At 57.5% G+C, this 18537-nt stretch carries 17 protein-coding genes and 2 tRNA genes; 5 read left to right on the top strand and 14 right to left on the bottom strand.

Annotated elements, in window-relative coordinates:
• Positions 1-630 precede the first annotated feature (630 nt).
• From G556_RS0107170 to G556_RS0107160, 3 genes are all read left to right on the top strand, one after another.
• Positions 631-704, top strand: a tRNA-Asp gene (locus tag G556_RS0107170).
• Positions 705-773: 69 nt separating this feature from the next.
• A tRNA-Phe gene (locus G556_RS0107165) sits at positions 774-850 on the top strand.
• Positions 851-924: 74 nt separating this feature from the next.
• Positions 925-1851, top strand: coding sequence for a cation diffusion facilitator family transporter (locus tag G556_RS0107160; RefSeq protein ID WP_036916204.1), 927 nt, complete (start codon positions 925-927; stop codon positions 1849-1851).
• On the opposite strand, the gene G556_RS0107155 is transcribed toward G556_RS0107160, so the two are convergent.
• From G556_RS0107155 to G556_RS11775, 4 genes are all read right to left on the bottom strand, one after another.
• Positions 1852-3216, bottom strand: a complete 1365-nt coding sequence (locus G556_RS0107155) for an ABC transporter permease (RefSeq protein ID WP_028822276.1) — start codon at positions 3214-3216, stop codon at positions 1852-1854. It abuts the gene before it with no gap.
• A 2-nt stretch (positions 3217-3218) separates the two neighbouring features.
• Positions 3219-4328 (bottom strand): COG1361 S-layer family protein, encoded by a 1110-nt coding sequence (locus tag G556_RS0107150; RefSeq protein ID WP_155941779.1) that lies wholly within the window; start codon positions 4326-4328, stop codon positions 3219-3221.
• Positions 4312-5166 carry an ABC transporter ATP-binding protein gene (locus G556_RS10600; protein ID WP_081675549.1) on the bottom strand — a complete coding sequence of 285 codons (855 nt, stop codon included), beginning with the start codon at positions 5164-5166 and terminating at the stop codon, positions 4312-4314. Before G556_RS10600 ends, G556_RS0107150 begins: the two co-directional genes overlap by 17 nt.
• A gap of 249 nt (positions 5167-5415) precedes the next feature.
• Positions 5416-5766, bottom strand: a complete 351-nt coding sequence (locus G556_RS11775; RefSeq protein WP_267878600.1) for a cell division protein CrgA — start codon at positions 5764-5766, stop codon at positions 5416-5418.
• Positions 5767-5846: 80 nt separating this feature from the next.
• Between G556_RS11775 and G556_RS10595 the strand changes: the two genes are divergently transcribed.
• Positions 5847-6527, top strand: coding sequence for a DUF881 domain-containing protein (locus tag G556_RS10595; protein ID WP_036916203.1), 681 nt, complete (start codon positions 5847-5849; stop codon positions 6525-6527).
• Here the strand turns inward: G556_RS10595 and pknB are convergent.
• From pknB to trxA, 7 genes are all read right to left on the bottom strand, one after another.
• Entirely contained in the window at positions 6524-8350 is a 1827-nt protein-coding gene (pknB, locus tag G556_RS0107130; RefSeq protein WP_028822273.1) for a Stk1 family PASTA domain-containing Ser/Thr kinase, read from the bottom strand. The two genes, G556_RS10595 and pknB, sit on opposite strands and share 4 nt — an antisense overlap.
• Before the next feature lie 67 nt (positions 8351-8417).
• Positions 8418-9821, bottom strand: a complete 1404-nt coding sequence (locus G556_RS0107125) for a peptidoglycan D,D-transpeptidase FtsI family protein (protein WP_016455303.1) — start codon at positions 9819-9821, stop codon at positions 8418-8420.
• Positions 9822-9837: 16 nt separating this feature from the next.
• The gene (locus G556_RS10590) at positions 9838-11211 is read right to left on the bottom strand and encodes an FtsW/RodA/SpoVE family cell cycle protein (protein WP_036916201.1); all 1374 of its coding nucleotides are present in this window, start codon (positions 11209-11211) and stop codon (positions 9838-9840) included.
• Positions 11202-12617 carry a PP2C family protein-serine/threonine phosphatase gene (locus tag G556_RS10585; protein ID WP_051176777.1) on the bottom strand — a complete coding sequence of 472 codons (1416 nt, stop codon included), beginning with the start codon at positions 12615-12617 and terminating at the stop codon, positions 11202-11204. The genes G556_RS10590 and G556_RS10585 overlap by 10 nt, the downstream gene beginning before the upstream one ends.
• Positions 12618-12625: 8 nt before the next feature.
• Positions 12626-13150, bottom strand: coding sequence for an FHA domain-containing protein FhaB/FipA (locus tag G556_RS0107110; protein WP_028822272.1), 525 nt, complete (start codon positions 13148-13150; stop codon positions 12626-12628).
• Between the two features lie 2 nt (positions 13151-13152).
• A complete protein-coding gene (locus G556_RS0107105; RefSeq protein ID WP_028822271.1) occupies positions 13153-13866 on the bottom strand; it encodes an FHA domain-containing protein in 714 nt (237 codons plus the stop codon).
• Positions 13867-14011: 145 nt separating this feature from the next.
• Complete coding sequence (gene trxA / locus G556_RS0107100; RefSeq protein WP_028822270.1) at positions 14012-14413, bottom strand: thioredoxin; 402 nt, start codon at positions 14411-14413, stop codon at positions 14012-14014.
• A gap of 418 nt (positions 14414-14831) precedes the next feature.
• Between trxA and G556_RS0107095 the strand changes: the two genes are divergently transcribed.
• Positions 14832-15770 carry an SDR family NAD(P)-dependent oxidoreductase gene (locus G556_RS0107095; protein ID WP_081675548.1) on the top strand — a complete coding sequence of 313 codons (939 nt, stop codon included), beginning with the start codon at positions 14832-14834 and terminating at the stop codon, positions 15768-15770.
• Positions 15771-15817: 47 nt separating this feature from the next.
• On the opposite strand, the gene G556_RS0107090 is transcribed toward G556_RS0107095, so the two are convergent.
• The 3 genes from G556_RS0107090 to G556_RS0107080 are packed head-to-tail and all read right to left on the bottom strand — an operon-like array spanning position 15818 to position 17744.
• Positions 15818-16639 carry a hypothetical protein gene (locus tag G556_RS0107090; RefSeq protein ID WP_028822268.1) on the bottom strand — a complete coding sequence of 274 codons (822 nt, stop codon included), beginning with the start codon at positions 16637-16639 and terminating at the stop codon, positions 15818-15820.
• Positions 16627-17361 (bottom strand): ABC transporter ATP-binding protein, encoded by a 735-nt coding sequence (locus tag G556_RS0107085; protein ID WP_028822267.1) that lies wholly within the window; start codon positions 17359-17361, stop codon positions 16627-16629. The genes G556_RS0107090 and G556_RS0107085 overlap by 13 nt, the downstream gene beginning before the upstream one ends.
• On the bottom strand, positions 17358-17744 hold the full coding sequence (locus tag G556_RS0107080) for a GntR family transcriptional regulator (RefSeq protein WP_028822266.1): 387 nt from the start codon (positions 17742-17744) through the stop codon (positions 17358-17360). Before G556_RS0107080 ends, G556_RS0107085 begins: the two co-directional genes overlap by 4 nt.
• Positions 17745-18537: the final 793 nt, after the last annotated feature.

Here is an 18537-nt window from a genome sequence, read left to right as displayed (position 1 = left end):
TCATCGTCTGGCAGCTGGCAGGTTGTCCATCGTCTGGGTAGTGGTTCATTGTCTGGCTGGTTGGTGGTCAGCTGGTGACCATCGAGGTGTAGAAGCTGGCTATCTTGGCGTGTAAACGTTCAACGGTTTTCTTTATACTGAAAGTTCTTTCATAGTTTCCAGCTCTGCAAAGCTCTAAGCGATAGCGAAACCAATTGAACACCCGTTGCAAACCAATTAAACCACCGTTGCCGCTTTGCACTTGGGACTAATTTTCGTGCCACTTCCGTGCCACTTCTCAGCGTAAACAGTGGTATCTTAACGACAAAGAAGAAAATAGCGAGCTTGGCTAAAAAGCTAAACGCCCTAGTCAGAGCAGGTTTGTTTTGAACCGAAGTATCCGCTTTAAATCAGCTTTCAAGGCGGCAACGGCGGTTCGAATCCGCTCGGGGATACGACGCGAAAGAGCCAAATTGGCGAATCGGGTGAAACCCGCTAAGCTGAAAGCCGCTCTTGAAGCGAACTGGAAAACTCAATAGGTCGAAATTAAAACCGGTTAAAATCCGATTTTGATTTTTCTTGAAAGATCGGCTAAGTTCATCTGGTCTTGTTTAAACAGATGAACCTGTTAGAGGGTCTGTTAAGAAACATGGCCCCGTAGCGCAGTTGGTTAGCGCGCCGCCCTGTCACGGCGGAGGTCGTGGGTTCAAGTCCCATCGGGGTCGCTCAGCGGTCGTTTTTAACGATCGCGCGTAGAAATACGCAGTTGCTGGTGGTTAAGCCGCTGGCGGTTAGGCCAGGTAGCTCAGCTGGTAGCAGCGTTCGCCTGAAAAGTGAAAGGTCGGCGGTTCGACCCCGCCCCTGGCCACCACCATTGTTTTTCTTTTTAATTCTCATTTTCACCCAGGTTGAATTGCGCCTGCCATTCGTCGAACATTGATAGATGTGAACGCCCCGAGTAGCAGCAGATACGCAAAGCCAGAAGATCTGACGAAATTCGCATGGTTGTCGATCGCGGCAGCCCTAACAACCATCGTCTTAAAACTAACCGCTGCGATGCTGACGAACTCTGTTGGTCTGCTCTCGGACGCTGCCGAATCCCTGGTCAACTTAGTCGCTGCAGTAATCGCGCTGATCACGCTGCGGATCGCGATTCGTCCTGCAGACGACGATCACCCCTTCGGACATTCGAAAGCCGAATACTTTTCTGCTGCGCTCGAAGGAGTGATGATCTTCGTCGCCGCCGTATTCATCATCGGCTCGGCGATCATGAGAATGTTCAACCCCGTGATGCCCGAACAGCTCGGCATCGGTCTGTTAATCAACGCTCTGGCCGGAGTCGTCAACGGGGCTGTTGCCCTGATCCTCTATCGAAGCGGCAAGAAGCATCGCTCGGCGACTCTGCTGGCCGATTCCAAACATCTATTCACGGACGTCCTAACCTCTATCGCAGTCCTTCTCGGTGTTGGCCTTGTCGCGATCTTCAAGATGGCGATCCTCGACGCCATCGTCGCTCTGCTGGCGGGCTTCAACATCATCTTCATGGGCATTCAGATCATCAAGACCGCAATTGACGGGCTAATGGACATCGCGCTGCCCGAAGAAGTGGTCAAAAATCTGGAGAGTGTCCTTGAGAATCGTCGCAAGAAGGACAAAACCGACTTCCATGCGGTACGCACCCGCGAGGCGGGCAATCGCAGGTTCATGAACGTCCACGTCTTGGTGCCGGGGGAGTGGAGCGTCAAGCAGGGGCACGACTACGTGGAAAACCTCATCGACGAACTCGTCGACCAGGTGCCCGACCTGCGCGTTCAGGCCCACCTGGAGCCCATCGGAGACCCGAAGAGCTACGAGGACATCAACGATATTTAGCTATTCCGACCTGATCGCAGCCAGCGGGCTCAACTTCATTGCTCGCTGAGCGGGGATCAGGCCCGCGAGAGTACCGATTCCGGTGGAGAACAAGATTGACGAAATGGTCAGCCAGAGCGGAATGATCGAAATCTTCGTCGGCTCGGGACCGGCTGCCGCCCCGAGCGTGGTGTTCAACATCCACGAAACCAACAGGCTGAACAACAGCCCGATTATTCCGCCGAAGAAGCCGATTATCGCCGATTCGACCAGGAAAAGGTTACGGATGTCCTTCAAAGAAGCGCCGAGCACCTTCATGATGCCGATCTGGCGGGTGCGCTCGTAGACGGACATCAACATCGTATTGGCGATGCCGATGGCGGCCACCAGCAGCGAGACTGCGCCGATGCCGCCGAAAACTGCCTGCACCACTCGTCCTATGCTCTGCATCTGCTTCATCAACTCGATGTTCGACTGCACCTGGTAGCCGTCCTCACGCAGCTGCGTGGTCAGTTCCTCCGCAGTCTTGGCATCGACGGCAGTGACTACCAGCTCCGAATAGATGAAGTCGTTGCCCCTGGGCTTGCCGTCCTGCGTGGCAGGCTGGCCTGGAAGCGCGCGCCCAGGCATGGCCTTGCGCAAGGTTGTGATGAGCTGGTTGATGTCGACGAGCGCGCTCTGATCGATCTGCCAGTTGTTTGAGGTCTCTATGACGCCTGTCGCCTTAGCTAAGAAGCGATGCTGTCCAGAGCTGGCAATAGCTGGCTGAGTCTCGCCTGAGGGATCCTGCAATGAAGATCCTGACTGGTCGTGGTTGAAGCTCAGAAAGATCTGCGAATTCAGCCAGTCAATTTTTTCGACGTTGCTCGATCCGAAGCCAACCTCAGAAAAGTTGTAGTCGACCATGCCACCCATGGCCAAGCCGAGTGGGTCTGCCGGCCCAGGTAGCCTGCCCTCGGCCATGTCGACGCCAGCCTTCTGCAGACTCTCCTGCGTCATGCCCCGCAGCGTGATGTAGCCCTTCTTGCCGTTGACAATCGCGTCGGCATCAACCTGATAAATCGGCGCGACGGACTTAACCCCATCGATCGCGGACAGCTCGTTCATGGTCGCCGCGTTCATCTTCTTATCTTTGCTTTTGGCGGACGAACCGATGCCGAATTCGCTGTTTGCGAAGTCGTCGCCGCTGCCGGTGACGGTCAGCTGCGTCATCGCCGCGTCGTTCTCCATGCTTTCGGTCATCGACTTCGTCATCCCGACGCCAAGCGACATCATTATTACCACGGAAGCGGTGCCGATGAAGACGCCGAGCACCGTCAGCGAAGTACGGAATAAGCGCTGCCGAAGACTACCGAGAGCGCTCGAGATCAGGTCAGACCAGCGCATGGCTAATTACCAGGAAGATCGTCGCCAGCCCGGTCGGCGGCGTTAGGCGGAGGCAGAAGAATGGTCTCGTCCTGCTCGTACTGCTGCCTCAACGCTTCCTCATTTTTCTTCTTGCGACGGTTACGCATCACTATGATCAACACGATGGCCCCGACAATCAGAGCTAAGAATAGCAGCGGAACTACCCAGACAAACCCAATACTTTTCTGCTCGGCAGCCGTGTCTTCCGGCGCCTCTTCCACCGGCTCCGTCACGGAAAGCTGAATCTCTCGATCGAGCGTCTTCTGGGCGCCCGTCGAATCCTCGTAGCTGATCTGCAATGTGACGGGAGACTCGCCCGCACCTATGCCTCTGACCAGAAGATCCGCGCTGGCAGACGTGCCGGCCGCGACATTACCGATATAGGTTTCGGCGGCCTCCACCTGTGGGTTCTCCTTGACGTTGACCTTCGCGTTGTAGAGCGTCGCCTTGCCCTGGTTCTGCAACGCGAAGCTAATGCTCGCCTGCTGACCGACTTCGATCATTTCCGGCAGCACCTGGATCTGGCCAAGTTCGGCGCGAATCGGCTGATGCACAACGACGGCGATCGTCTCGTCAGAGCTGTAGGACTGGAAAGTGTTTACGTCCTCGTATTCGGCGTGCACGCTCAGCTGATACGGCTGCTCCTCAAGATTCGGCAGAGCTCGGAAATCCATAGTCGTGGACTGCTGGCCGCCGGCGTAGATGACGGGGATATAAACCGACGAGGCTCCGCTAACGGGCAGCAGACTGGAATCAGCGGAGGTTACCGAAACCTTCACGTTACCGACAGCGATGTGGTTTGAGGTGTTGGAGAGAGTGAGTGTGAGCTTGAAATTCTGGCCGGCGTTGACCTCTGCGGGGTCCGTAGAAAATGCCGAGATCAGCAGCCTAGGCGTGAAGTCGCTCTGTGCTGCAGGCTGTTCGACCTCGTCCTCTGCCTCATCCTCGTCATTTAACAACACGGCTTTGGCCGGCTTACGCGACGGTTCGTTAGATGCGTCGCCTGCGGCAGCAGAGCTTGGTATCGAGGCCCCGGGGCTCAGCGACAACACGAAAATTCCAGCGGCAAAAAACCTAAATATTGTTTTCATTTTTCTCCGTCGTGTTTTGAATTGTCTGGGTGGTGGCAGGCATCCCGGTGGTTGTTTCTGCGGCAATGATTTTTCCTACGACGACGTCGTTGCCCCCGTGCCCAGTGTGTTCGATACCCGTCACGTGCCCATCTGAAATGCGCACGATTGCGTCGGCGAATGAGGCTAGGTGGGCGTCGTGAGTGACCATCACCCAGGTTTGGTGGTAGCGCCTGCAAAGCTCGCGGAAAAGCAGCAGGGTGGATTCGGCGGTCTTGGAGTCGAGGTTTCCCGTCGGCTCGTCAGCAAACACGATCTTCGGGTTGACCACCAGCGCTCGTGCGATGCCGACGCGTTGCTGCTGGCCGCCCGACATCTGGTTGGGCTTGTGCACCATGTGCTGGGCCAGCCCCATCCTGGAGAGCGCGGCCTTCGCGCGCGCCTCGCGTTCGGCCTTGCTGACGCCCTGGAAGGCGAGCGGCCAGGCGACGTTCTCCACTGCCGTCATGGAACCGATCAGGTTGAACGACTGAAACACGAAACCGACGTTTTCGCGACGAAACGTCACCAGGTCCGTTTCGTTGAACCTGTGTAGTGGGCGTCCCGCCACCCAGACCTCACCGGCGGTTGGTTTCTCCAGCCCGCCGAGCATGTTCAATAAAGTGGATTTTCCGGAACCAGAAGTGCCGACGACGGCGACGAATCCTCCGCGTCTAAAAGACACGCTAACCCGGTTGAGTGCGACGAGATGTTCGTCACCCACCTGATAAACCTTCGTCAGGTTGCGCGTGACGACCGCGAAATCTCCGCCACCGGCCCCACCCGCGGCACCAGTCTCGGGGTTGTCTACTGCAAGCATGTCGCTCCCGGTTTGTAGATACAGTTTCTCGCGACGTGCGAAATCTCGAACTTCCCGTCTGTGCAACCAGCGCAACAGACTGTTAAAAAATATAGCGGCTATAAGCCAAATAGAATATTAAAAACCGTTAAGTTGCGAAAATTTCTGGCTAGGGCAGACGGCGTTAAAGGGCCTTAACGTGTTGGGTGAATCTGGGCACAACAAAGAGCCGTCACAAGGACGGCTCTAAAAAGCTGATTTAGATTCCGGCTACTTCCACATAGTGGAGACGCCGAACGCGGCGGCGATCAGGCCAAGACCGACACCGAAGTTCCAGTTACCCATGGCGGACATGAAACCGATCTTGCTGCCAGCAATGTAGAAAACGACGAGCCAAAGCACACCGAGGAGGCCCAGCGGGACGAAGACGTAAGGCACCCAGTCGCGGTGGGTAGGGTGTTTACGCTCGACCATGTACTCTTCCTTGAGAGTAACCAGCTGCTTGTCGCGTGCCTTAGCGGCCTTCGCGGGGTTGCCGAAACGCGAGGCACGACGCTTGGCGCGTTCTGCCTGGTCGGCGTGGTCGAACTTCTTTTCGTTTTCTTCCAGATTGTCACTCACCCGGTTAATTATGCCGTCTCTAGCTGTGAAAGCAACAGCGCCTTGCACAGGTTCTACAACTCACCAGATACTCTGGAGACGTGAAATACTCGCGTCCCATCATCACGGCAACCGTTTGCGGTCTGGCCGGATTAATGTTCACTCTAGCCGCGGTGAGCGTGCGCGGAGGTGAGCTGCGTCCGGAACGCACTAGCGACCTCACACAGATAGCCAGGGAACGCGAGCAAGACAACAAGCAGCTTTCCGCGCAGCTAGCCGAGCTGCGCGAGGAAGTAGACGCGCTGACCGCCCAGTCGGGCCAAAAGGCTTCCACGGAAGACCTACGCGCCGTCGAGATGGCTGCGGGGCAGACTGCTCTACACGGGCCAGCCGTGAAGGTGACGCTCACCGACGCGCCGTTAGAGGTCAAGCCCGACAACGTAGATCCGGACATGCTGGTGGTGCACCAACAAGACATTCAGGTGGTGGTGAATGCGCTCTGGCGGGCCGGTGCCGAGGCCATGACGCTGCAAGGCGAGAGGGTGATCACGACCACAGCTATCAAGTGTGTCGGCAACACCGTAGTGCTGCACGGAACGCCATACGCCCCGCCCTACGAGATCGTGGCTATCGGAAACCAAGACGCCTTAGAACGAGGCCTGGAGGCCGACGAAGGCACGCAGATTTATCGACAATACGCCCAGGCCTACCAGCTCGGCTATTCGCAGCAGCGAATCAGCGATTACGTGGCCCCCGCGTTCGGGGACCACGCGCAAAATTAGTTTTCGCCCTCTGGGTTTCTGCCAGGATCAGCAGCGTTGGTGCGTTCGCCGCCCGGTGCCGTCGTGGTAGCGGCCGGAGCCGGCGCCTTGTAGCGGGCGACGGTCAGCGTGATGGAGGTGGATCGCAGCTGCGTGGTGTTGCCTGTCGGGTTCTGCAGCGTCACCTTGCCGTTGTCGGCCTCAACGCTCGTCTCGGTCTCCCAAACCTCTACGTTGGTGAAGCCGGACTTGGCTAGCTCCGCCTTAGCCTCGTCAGCCGTCATTCCGATGACGCGAGGCAGCGTGGATTTTCCGGTCGCAACATAGATGGTGATCTGGGTGTCGGAGTGTATCTTCTTCCCGGGCGCGGGCTGCACGTCGACGACGGTGTCCTCGGCCGTTTCTGGGCCCTCCTTATTGGCAGGGGCGTCTTGCTTGATGACGTTAGTGAAGCCTGCTTCAGCCAGTGCTGCGCGGGCTTCCGTCTCGCTCATGCCGATGAGTCCCTCCGGGACGGCCAGAGTCTTCGGACCGGAGTTGACGGTGATGGTGACGGTTGAACCGATTTTCACCTCTGTTCCGCCAACCGGATCCTGGGCTATGACCTGGCCCTTCGTCTCCGCGTCGCCATCGGAGTACTTCACCTTTGGCACGAGATTGGCCTCGGTAAGCGTGTTCTTCGCGGCTTCCTCCATAGAGGTCAAGACGCTAGGAACCGAAACCACGTCTTTCTTGTCGTCGCTTCCGTTCATCTGAAGGAAGAAGAAGCCGACGATGCCCAGCAAAACTAGCAGCAGACCGACCAAAACGAACGTCAGCCAGCTACGTTTCTTCTTCGGTTCCTCGTATTCCTCCATCGCATCCTGCGTGGTTGGCTCCAGCGCGCGTGCCGGGCCGGGTTGGATCGCAGTCTCGGAAACGGTGTCGTTCGGAGTGAAAACCTGGGTGGCCATGTCGTCGCCGGCGGGCGTGACGACGGCCGGCGGGATGGCTGCAGTAACCTGCTCGCCGCTCAACAACCGGGCGCAATCAGCGCGCATCTCCTCGGCGCTCTGATAACGCTGCTCGGGGTCCTTCGCCAACGCCTTCAACACCACCGCGTCCATCTGCGGGGTGACGTTCGGATTGAGCTGGCTCGGGGGTGTGACGGCCTCCCTGACGTGCTGGTAAGCAACGGACACAGGGGAGTCGCCCTGGAACGGCGGCTTGCCGGTTAGCAACTCGTAGAGCAGGCAGCCGGTGGAGTAGAGATCCGAACGCGCGTCCACGGTTTCGCCGCGCGCCTGCTCCGGGGAGAGGTACTGCGCGGTGCCGATTATCGCTGCCGTTTGCGTCATGGTTGCGGAGGTGTCGGAAACGGCACGGGCAATTCCGAAGTCCATCACCTTGATCTGGCCAGCCGTCGTCAACATGACGTTCGCCGGCTTGATGTCGCGGTGGACGATGCCCGCCTTGTGCGAATAGGCCAGGGCGTCGAGGACGCCGGTGGTGTACTGGAAAGCCGTGGCATCCGGAATGCGCTGTCCGGAGCGCAGAATCTCGCGCAGAGTTCGGCCCTGCACCAGCTCCATGACGATGTAGGGCACCATGATGCCGTGCTCGTCGCGCTCGGTGCCAGTGTCGTAGACGCCGACGATGTTCGGGTGGTTCAGGCCGGCAGCCGACTGGGCCTCGCGGTTGAACCGCGCCTGGAAGTTGGAATCTGTTGCCAGGTTCACCCGCAGCTGTTTGATAGCTACGTCGCGATTGAGACGCTCGTCGCGGGCTCGCCAGACCTCGGCCATGCCGCCACGACCGATGATCTCGACTAGCTTGTAACGGCCAGAGAGAGTCCTACCAGTCATCGTTTGCCTCCTTGCCGCAGCGGGCTCAAATCTGCATACATATCTAAGTTATTGGGTGAGTAAAAAATCATCGCATTGCCTCCAGCACCTGCTTGGCCATTGGGATGGATTCCCCGCCTCTGGCGTTGCGAACAAATACGGAGATAGCGATGTGATTTTGCTCCATGTATCCGCTGTACCAGGACGAAAGGTGCCCCGGCTCGTTCTCGGCCGTGCCGGTCTTGCCGCCGGCGACCGTGCCTTCCATCTGGGCTGGCTTACCCAAACCGTTTGAGACGACGTGCTGCATCATCCTCTGCAGCGTCTTAGCGTTTTCGGCGCTCATCGCGCGCCCAAACTCGGTCGGCTTGGTCTTGCTGAGCAGCTTCTGGTTCGAATCGCGCTCTTCCGCCACCAGGTAGGGCTGCATGACCTTTCCGTCATTGGCGATAGCCCCGGCTACGACTGTCATCTGCAGCGGGGTTGCGCGCACGTCGTACTGGCCGATAGCGCTCATGGCGAGCGAGGCCTGGCTCATGCCAGACGGGTAGACGCTAGGCGTAGATTCGAAATCTTTGCCTAGGGCGGTGCCGAAACCGAACTTCTTCGCCTGCTCGGCGATCTTCTCCTCGCCGAGAGCCATTCCAATATTCGCGAAGGAAGTATTGCAGCTCATTGAGAGCGCAAAATCTAAGGTCTGCTGGCCGTCGCCGCAGTTGCTGGCGTTCGGCAGCTCGTGGTTGGTCTGCGGCAGCTGCAGCCGGGCAGGGGTGTCGATCATTTGATCGGGAGTGTAGCCATTCGCCAGCGCAGCCGCGCTCACGACGAGCTTGAAGGTTGAGCCCGGAGGGTAGATTTCCTTCGAGGCCCTATTCTTCATCGGCTGGTTGGGGTCGGCGTTCAGCTCGTCCCACGCGCTGGCTGCGGCGTCGAGGTCCGTGCTAGAGAGCCTGGCAGGATTGTAGCTGGGTGTCGAAACCATCGCCTTGATCTCGCCGGTGGTGTAGTCCATAGCGACGATCGCGCCTTCTTGGCCTGCAAGCGCATCCCAGGCTGCCTGCTGGGCTGCCGGGTCGATAGTGGTGACGACGTTACCGCCCTGCTGGGTACGTCCGGAGAGGGTGTCGATCACTCGACCAACGAACTGCTGGTCGGATTCGCCGATGAGCAGATCGTTATGGCTGCTTTCCAGGCCTGCGGCCCCATAGTTGTAGGAGAAGTAGCCGGTCACCGGGGCATACAGCTCGCCATTGGCGTAGGTGCGTTCGTTGAGGAACGGGCGGACTCCAGTGTAGTTGTTTCCAGCGATGGGTGCGTTGCCGGCCAAAATGTCGCCTCGGTGGGAGCCGAACTGCTCGTCGCGGACTCTCGAGTTACGCAAATCGGATTTCAGGGCATCGGAGCGCAGCATGTATCCGGCCGTCACGTTGGCCAGCAGCAAAAAGAACATCACCGCTAGTGCAATCGCTAGCACGCGCAAAGATTTATTCACGAAATCCTCCCCTCGCTCACTTCTCGTTCACGTCTATGATTTGGGTGCGGTCGTCAGCGAAGTCCGCGACGATGGGGGCCTTCTCGGTGGTCCGAGGGCGACGGGCCTCGTGGCTGATCACCATGATGATAGCGATGATGGCCCAGTTGCAGACCAACGAACTGCCGCCTTGCGAGACGAATGGCGTAGTCAGACCCGTCAACGGCAGAAGTCTGGTGACGCCACCGATGATCGCGAAAGTCTGCAGCCCGAAGACGAAACTGAAGCCGGCAGCTAGCAGCTTGCCGAAGTCGTCTGGCATGGCTAGTGCGGTTTTGAGCCCACGGCTAATCAACAGCCCGTACAAGATGATCAACGCGATCAAACCAACAATGCCGAGTTCTTCGCCGATTGCTGCGGAGATGAAGTCGCTGCTGGCAACCGGGATCATCTGAGGACGTCCCAGGCCCCAGCCTCGTCCGAACAGGCCTCCCCAGGCCATGCCGTATTGGGCCTGAATCACCTGATAGTTGACGTCGAAGTCGCTGAAAGGGTCCAGCCAACTCGAGATTCGGGTCTGGACGTGACTCAATTGCGAAACGACGACGGCCGCCGCAACGAACAGACCACCGGAGATAACTAACCAGCGGACCTGGCTGGTGGCTACGTAAAGCATCATGATGAACAGGCCGAAGAACAGCAGCGAGGTGCCGAGGTCGTTTTCGAAGACGAGCACCACCAGCGCGGTTGCCCACATGATCAGGATCGGCAGCAGATCGCGCAGCCTCGGCAGCTGAAGCTTGCCGATCTTCGGGCCCGCCATCGTCAACAAATCGCGGTGCTCAACTAGGTAAGAAGCGAACGAAATCGCCAGCAGGATCTTCGCGACCTCCGCAGGCTGGAATGAGTAGCTGCCCACCTGAATCCAGATTCGTGAACCGTATTTTTCGCTGCCCAAGCCGGGGATCAGCGGCAATAACAGCATCACCATGCCGATTAGGAACAGGACGTACGGGATACCGTCAAGCACGCGATAGTCGCGCATGAAGCCCAAAATTAGCCCGAAAATGGCTATTCCGAGCAGCGTCCAGATGAGTTGCGTGGTGGCCCCGGAAGTCGCCAGGCTCATATCTAGCCGATGGATCATAGCCAACCCAAGACCGTTTAGAGCCAATACAGCGGGCAAGATCACAGGGTCTGCGAAAGAAATGAATACGCGCACCAGATTGTGGGCCACGAGGCAAAGCGCCAGCCAGCCCCCACAGATCAACAGGACCTCGTTCGAGACCTCTCCGTCGCGGTTCCAATGCGTTAGCAGTAAACCGCCGATGCCGAATAGCGCGGCAAGAATCACGCCGAATAATTCGACGTTTCGGCGCTTGCGATAAACAACCGTTTCACTCACTTGCATTCCTCCGGCAGCTCGGGAGCAGGGGAGGGGCTGGCGGACGAACCAGGCGTGGCGGACGCGTCGGGAGCGGGCGTGGTAACGGGCGCGGGCTCGCGGCCGTCCAGCTTCACTCGGCAGTTCTTGGCCAGCTCGCTCAGCTCATCTAGCTGAGCGGATGCGTCCTCGAGGTTGTAGCCCCGCAGGTCGCCGTCTTCCACCTGTTTGCGCTGGTAGCTGGGCAGATACTTGACCTCTTCCTTGCTGGTTTTGATCAAGTCGCTGAAATCATGCCCCAGGAATTGGATGTCCACGCCGTTGTACATGCCGATGTTGCCGGAGTCCGTGGCGGAGATGAAGTAGTTCTTCTTCACGTAGTCCTTGCCGATCCAAAAGACGCAACCGGCAAGGAGTGCGAGGACGACGATAGTGATGATCGTCCAAGGCAGCCATTGACGTTTCTGGGTGCGCAACCTCGGCGTGTAACGGATCTTCTCGAACGCGTCCGGATCGATTATGCCCTCGGGGACGTCGACGTCCGCAGGCACGCCCTCCAAATCGGGAGGAGGGGGAAGAGGAATCGCGGGCAGCGTGCCAGTCGGTTCGCGCAACTCGATTTTGGGGACCTGTACGGAAGCGGCCGCCCCCAAAGTGATGGGCGAACGCTTGTCAAGATCGTCGGACTGCTCGACGACGTCGGCGACAACCAGCGTGATGTTGTCCGCACCGCCGCCTCGATAAGCCGCAGAGGTGAGCTCTCGCACCGCACGGGGCAGGCTCTTGATGCGGATCAGGCTGTCCAACTCTTTGGCGTCCATCATGCCCGACAGGCCGTCGGAGCAGAACAGCAGGCGGTCGCCGAGCTTGAGGTCGATCACCTTGAAGTCTGGTTCATGAGTCGGCTGCCCGTTCAGAACCTTCAACAACAGGGAACGATGCGGGTGAACCGCCGCGTCCTCCTCGGAGATTTTGCCCTCGTCAACCAGCGACTGCACCCAAGAGTGGTCGTGGGTGATCTGAACCAGGACACCATCGCGCAGCAGATATCCGCGTGAATCGCCGATGTGCGCGATGCCGATGGAATCGCCGTCAAAGAAACCGCCGCACACGGTGGTTCCCATGCCCTCTAGTTGGCGGTCTTGCAGCACGAGCTCGGCTAGGTTTTCGTTGGCTTGCTTCAGGCCGTCGCGCATCGCCTCAAGGATGTCTTCGCCGTGTAGTTGCTCGCCTGCAGCAGCGTTCTGAACGAGCTGCTGATCGACCTCACGCAACTGGTTGATCGCAACAGTGGAGGCAAGATCGCCCGCTGCGGCACCGCCCATTCCGTCGGCAACCACCAACATTGAAGGCGAACAGAAGGCCGAATCCTGGTTGTTGTCGCGAACCAGACCGATCTCGGAGTGGGCGACGAAGTCAAGGCTGAAAGTCATCGAAGGAATCAAACCTCCAAAGCTAGATGCGTGCGCCCGATACGAATGTTGTCCTCCGGGGAAATAATCGTCGGCGCGACGATCTGCTGGCCGTTGACGTACGTGCCGTTGGTGGACTTGAGATCCTCAATCACCCACACGCCATCGTGGTCGTAGACCCGGGCGTGACGGCTGGACGCGTAGTCGTCCATGATGTCGATCGTGGCGTTATTAGAGCGACCAAGAAGCACCGCACCCGTCATGGGCAGCGGCGCCCAGATGCCCGCGTTCGGGCCATCGGTGACGACGATGCGGGTCGCCCGATTCTGGTTCTTCTTGGCAGTCGCCTTCGCGTCCTTGCGCTCCTTGCGGAGCTTACGACGCTCCTGACGCTTACTGGTGCGTTCGGCTGCTGCGGATTCGGAGGCAAGCTCCTCTGCGGAGACTTTACGTCCGAACATGTCGCCCCGAATCACCTGGGCAAGATAGAAAATGAAGATCCAAATGAGCGCCAAAAAGCCTATTTTTAGCGCTACTAAAGCGAGTGTGCTCATCGTCACGCTCCTACGGGGGAGTGCACCAGCATCCGTGTTTTGCCGATTTCGATGCGGGAACCGTCGCCAAGCTCGGTGTTGGTGACGCGCTCGCCGTTGACGATCACACCGTTGGTGGAGTTCAGGTCTTGGATTGTGATCTTCATGCCCTGCGGGTCGTCCTCGCAACTGATGCGTGCGTGCAGTCGGGAAATGCCGGGGTCGTTGATGCGCAGATCGGCTTCTGATCCGCGTCCGATGGTGAAGCCCGGAGGCGTCAACGGGTGACGGACGCCGTTAACCTCGAGAACCAGCGGGGCCCTGTGCAAAGAAGTTTCGGAAGCTGGGCCGTCGCTCTCAGCGACCGTCGCAACGGATTGGGACTTTACATTGAACTGCCCGACGGAGAGCTTTTCGTCGCATTCGTACTCGATCTTGATCGGGCCGTTGAATACGTAGGAATTCTCGCCAGCGTGCCTGCGCAGCTCGGGGACGATCTCATCGTTGATGGCCCGTGCCATCGGCGCCAGCTCGTCGTAGTCGTGCGAGGACAGGTAAACGGTGAAGTCGTTAGGCACCAGACGCCTGTCGCGGCTGAGTAACTTAGCCTCGGCGTCCAGTTCCTTACGAAGCCGGGTCGCTATCTCGATTGGCTCGACGTCTCCGCGGACGGTTCGAGAAAAAATGGTGTTGACCGCATTCTCGAGCTTTCGCTCAACTCCACGTAACCAAGCCATCGCTGCCACCTCCAAAATTATGAGTTGTTCATGAATCTTAGTCGGTATTGGCCGTTTAGCCACACTTTGAGCGACCAAACAGGCCTATTTGGAGGTGAGCTGCCCGCAGTTTTGGCCCGTCCGGGCAACAATTCAAGACCTTTTGTTAGTCGTTCTGAGTTGCGGTCTGCGCAGCGTGCCCCGACTGCTGGGCGGCCTCTGCTGCTTGTTTGCGCACGTCGTCCATGTCGAGCGCGCGGACCTGCTTGATCAGGTCTTCTAGTGCCGCCGCCGGAATGGCGCCCGAGTGGCTAAAGACGGGAATCTGCTCGCGAAAGATCATCAGTGTCGGGATGGAGGTGATGCCGGCGACGGCTGCCAGCTCTTGCTCCTCCTCGGTGTTCACCTTGCCGAAAAGAATGTCGTCGTGGTTTTCGCTGACTTCTTCGTAGATCGGGCCGAACTGGCGGCACGGGCCGCACCAGGGAGCCCAGAAGTCGATCAGAGAAATGTCCTTCTCAGAAAGCTTTTGTTCGAGATTGTCGCCGGTCAGTTCTACGGTTGCCATTTCGAGTCTCCTTGAAGAATTAGGTGGTTGTTTGAGCAACGTCGCTCTCGTCGTGCTTATTCCTTGGACAGCTCCGCTTTTTACGTGACAGCGGATTTAAAATGAAAGAGAAGTTTTAGCCGGTGCCTGCGTACCCACCCCCTGGAACCACAGGCACCGGTTTGTTGCGCATCGCCAGTCGGGGGAACCAGCGGAATCAACGATTAAGAATCTATCAGGTTGGTTCGGGGCGTGTGCAGGCATCCCCCCCCCTAAACAGTGAAAAACGGCTATTTAGGGTACAAAACCCGACAGGTTCACCCCAGACGGTTAGAAAAATTTGTTTTTGTTAAGACCTGGGTCTTGATATTTAGCGAACACGTCTCCTCGAGCGTCAAAGCGCTAATTCCTGACGAAATAGCCTGTAAGACTAGGAGGCGTGTCGACGGTAATTATCAGTGGAGCAACTTCTGGGGTTGGTCTGCACACCGCCGTATCCTTGGCCGCAGCCGGCTACGACATCATCGCGACGTATCGCGACGATGCGGGAAAGCGCAGACTTCAAACGGCACTTTCCGGAATCCCCAGCGCTTGCGTCCACTTTGCGCATTGCGATTTTTCCAGGCTGCGTTCGGTAGCCGAAGCTGCGGAGCAGATCCGTAACCTTCCTATTGGCGACGTGCGCGCGCTCGTGCTCAACGCCGGCACATATCCGAGTGGTAGGTTCTCTCGCACCGCAGATCGAGTGGAAGAGACGCTTGCAGTAAACGTCTTAGGACAGTTCATGCTCTTCCGTGAACTCGAGTGGATGCTGCCACGCGACGCTCGTGTCATCACTCTGGCTTCGCAGGCACATCGCATACGTAGCGGATGGCTAGGGGCGAGCGGGCCGTCGATATTGCCGCCGTCGCAATTATTCGCGTCGGATCCTTGCGACTCGCGTCTTCTTTTCCGCTGGATGCACAGCCCATCCATGCGCTATGCCACCTCCAAGCTCTACTGTGTGCAACTGGCGTACGAAATCAATCGGCGAACCACTTTTTCGGGCTACGCCGTCGACCCAGGCATCGTCGCTAGCACCAAGATCTACCGAAACTATCCGAGGGTGCTCCGCGGGGCATATTGGGCTGCGTCGCCCGTCATGGAGAAGCTGGGCACCGCGCTTTCCCCGCAACAGGCCGGTGACGACCTGGCTTGGGTTGCTGTTAGCGACGAGGCTGAGAGTCTGGTAGGTGAATACATCTACCGCAGAAAAGCCAGGGTCAGCTCGCCAGAAAGTTATAACCTCGAGCTGTCTGGCGAAGTCTGGAAGACATGTATGAGGCTGACCGAAAATCGTGTCTCCGCGCCGACGCGGGGACGTCAAAGAAACTCTTAAAATAACGAAAATAAGCCCCGGTTCTTCCGGGGCTTATTTTCGTTAAACTACATCGAGATTTTCGACTGCCAAGAGCGCCAGGTGCGCCAGGTTAAGGCGGCGAGCATCAAGAATGGAATGATGTAAACGCCTAGCGGCATGAAGGCCGCACCATCTGGCATGTTAAAAATGTTGAAGTTTGTGAGCTTGAAGTCAGGGTAGGTTTGCAGGCCTACCGGTATAAGCAGGGCCGCCAATCCGATTAGCTGTGTGGCGACGTAGAGCACAATACCGACGATCACCGGCCCGCCCTTTCCGAAGCGCTGCATCCAAGACTCGAAGCCCAGAGAAATCGAGAAGTAGAAGAACGCCAATCCGTAGGCCACGGAAGCCACTAGGTAAAGAATCGCCGCTACAATAACCCAGCCAGGCAGGCTATTTATATTGTGGAAGATCAGATCCCGTATCGTCTTGAATGGGATCCCCAAGTTGTGGCTGATACCTAAGAGGATGATTACGCCGCCGCCGAAGGCGAGCGCGAGGGCCAGTAGGTAGGTGATCGAACTCCAAATTAGCTTCGTCAGGAAGATCTTGCCGCCGGCGACGGGCATGGAATGCGTCAGATGTGCGGTGGCGCCATAGCTGCAGCGCCAGTAATCAAACACCAAGTATATGAACGGCATCACTAATATGCCAACAAAGCACAGGACGCTCATGGTGAGGCCTAGCACTCGAACTGCGTCCAACGGAATTACCGAGATGCCCGTGAAACAAGCAAGCCCGATCAGCGGCAGAATCGCCGTCAAGAATAGGCCTTTGCTGGTTCTCTTCGCCTCGTATTTGAGCAGCGTTGCCATGTCTACCATCACTGGTTTAGTTACCTGTTCCATGAGTAGACCTCCCTGAATAGTTCGTCGATAGATTTTCCGTGTTCGTAGCGCAGATCGTCGACGCCACCCGAAAGCAGCACGCGGCCGTGGCGCATCATGACGATGGAGTCGAGCACCGGCTCAAGGTCGTGGATCAAATGCGTCGAGATGACCACCAGGCTGTCGGGTGTGATCGAGCGGAGGATTCCCTCCAAAATCACCTGGCGAGCGGCCGGGTCGACGCCAGAGATCGGTTCGTCGAGCAAGTGGACGCGTGCCTCGCGGCCCAGCGCCATCGCGATCTGCGCCTTCTCTCGCATGCCCTTGGACATCTGCTTTAGCTTCATGTTCTTGTCGAGACCAAAGTACTGAACCAATTCCAGGGCCTTGCGGGAATTGAAGTCCGCGTAGACGTCGGAGAAGTAATCGGTCAGGTAAGAGATCGAGCGGTCCGTAGGCAGATAATCCTTGTCTGGAAGGAAGGAAACCAAAGCCTTCGATTCGGGGCCGGGCTTGTGGCCTGCGATTTGGACGTCGCCGGCGTAGTCGGCCAGGACACCGCCCAGGATCTTCAACAGCGTGGTTTTGCCGCAGCCGTTCTCGCCGAGTAGTCCGACGACCTGACCGTAATAGAGGTCGAGATTTAGGTCGTCTAGAGCCTGAGTGTTTTGATACTTCTTCGATAGGTTTCTGATCGAGATTGCATTCGCCTTGCCTGCAGGCGGTTCAAAATTTTGTGTCATTTCGTCCCCTCGGAAACGCCGCTCAGGATCTCGTCCCAGCGGTCCGCGATGAGTTGTTTAGCTGTTTCGGTGTCGATTCCGAGACCGATGCATGCCGAGATGTACGAATCGGCGCTGGCAAATGCCTGCTGCGTACGCAGAGCGGAGATCGTATCTTTGTTTTCCGTGACGAACCTGCCGGCAGTTCGTTCGGAATAGGTGATCCCTTGTCTGTCGAGCTCTGCGAGTGCCCGCTGCACGGTGTTCGGATTCACTTTTAAGTCGGCTGCTAGGTCTCTGACGCCTGGAAGGCGCGCCCCGGTCTGCCATTCTCCGACGCAGATACGTCGCGAGAATTCTTCGACCAGCTGCAGCCAAATCGGTGACTTTGTATCGAATTCCATGCAACCTCCAATCCCTGTGTTGCTGTATTAGGTGATTAATACACTAAGACGGTTGAGTGGTGATGTCAACGTGCGTCGAGCTTTTTGAGCCCAGATAATTTAGCGACGACGAACCTGGTGACTGCTCAGTCGCCCTCGAATGGCTAGAAAACCATCACGTGACCTGAAACAGTGGGAACCGAAAAGTCCGTACTTGAGCTTTTCTGCACCCGCTAATAATTCTCTAGTTAGCGGGCACCAAAAGGTTTGACTACGGACTTTTCTGTTCCCGCTAACGCGTGGGAAATTAAAAGGAACCAAAAGGTTCGACTACGAGCTTTTTGGTTCCCGTTATTTTCGACGACGCGTTGGTTGGCCTTGGGTGCTCGGTCTTGGTGCTCTTGGTTGGTGGTTAGCTTGGACATTCTCGGTTGGCGGTTGGTCTTGCTGCTTCTCGGCGGTTGTGGGATTCGGGTCTTTGCGTCACTGGCAACGTGTCTCCGCTCCTCATCCAAGCGCTTTGGCGCTTAGATATCGTCGCTTTCGCCACGCCTTGATGTTTCTTCAAAGACCCGAACTCCCACAACCTCATGCCTTTAGGTGGTCATCCGAATTATTGCGTCAAAAAAGGCTCGACTACGACCCAAATCTGCCGCAATAATGTCGCGACCACTTAATAAGCAAGGCTGGTGGAGCTGGGTTGGCGAGCATCGAGGCGTGTCGGGAGTGATAGCTCGTTAATCGCGAAAGCGATGAGAGATAAACGAAGACACGGCGACTCGCTCGACAACCCAACCCAGGCCAGCAGCCGACC

Source organism: Propionimicrobium lymphophilum DSM 4903 (assembly GCF_000423485.1).
Taxonomy (GTDB): Bacteria; Actinomycetota; Actinomycetes; order Propionibacteriales; family Propionibacteriaceae; genus Propionimicrobium; species Propionimicrobium lymphophilum.
Note: the sequence above shows the minus strand (reverse complement) of the source record. Positions and strands in the feature narration are given on the sequence as shown.